Genomic DNA, 928 nt, shown 5'->3' on the forward strand with positions numbered 1-928 from the left:
TGGCTACGCTGTCCTTGTTGTCCGGGCGAGCCACCAGGAAGTTCACGTAAGGCGAATCTGCACCTTCGATGATCAGCGCGTCTTTTGCCGGGTTCAGACCGGCTTCCAGCGCGTAGTTGGTGTTGATCATGTCCAGGTCGACTTGATCCAGCACACGCGGGAGCATGGCCGATTCCAGTTCCTTGAACTTGAAGTTGTGCGGGTTCTTGGCAATGTCTTTCGGGGTAGCCAGAGCGTTTTTCGGGTCTTTCAGTTCGATCAGGCCAGCCTTCTGCAGCAGGATCAGGGCACGGCCGCTGTTGCTGCCTTCGTTAGGGATGGCAATGGTCGCGCCGTCTTTGAGCTCAGCCAGGGTTTTGACTTTCTTCGAGTAGCCACCGAACGGTTCGACGTGCACGCCGATCACGGTAACCAGGTTAGTGCCTTTGCCTTCGTTGAAGCTTTTCAGGTACGGCAGGGTCTGGAAGTAGTTGGCGTCCAGACGCTTTTGGTCAACTTGTACGTTTGGCTGAACATAGTCGGTGAAAACTTTGATTTCCAGGTCCACGCCTTCTTTGGCGAGGGCTGGTTTGATCAGTTCCAGAATCTCGGCGTGTGGAATCGGGGTCGCCGCAACCACCAGTTTCTCGCCAGCCTGGKCCAGGCCCACGGTCAGGGCAGCCGCCAGTGCGGTGAACAACAGAACCTTTTTCATGCAGTGTCCTTATCGAAAATCACAGTCGCTTGTGGCGACGGCATAAATATTTAAGTGCCAGCGAAGTGCTATCGCTGGCGTGACGCGGACAATACCGGGATTTTTTATTCCCGAACAATATCTTTTATTCACTTTCATATTCCATTTTGCTCATACAACTCTGGCTCGCGCATCCCTCGTAGGAGCAAAGCTTGCTCGAGATGGCAGACTCCCGACAGACCGAGTCGCCTGGAT

At 54.3% G+C, this 928-nt stretch carries 1 protein-coding gene; it reads right to left on the reverse strand.

The window, feature by feature from the left end:
- A partial coding sequence (locus AC1DRJ_RS29880; RefSeq protein ID WP_477805295.1) for a MetQ/NlpA family ABC transporter substrate-binding protein occupies positions 1-694 on the reverse strand: 694 nt, incomplete at its 3' end.
- Between the last annotated feature and the right edge of the window lie 234 nt (positions 695-928).

This window comes from Pseudomonas sp. P5_B2 (assembly GCF_056400445.1).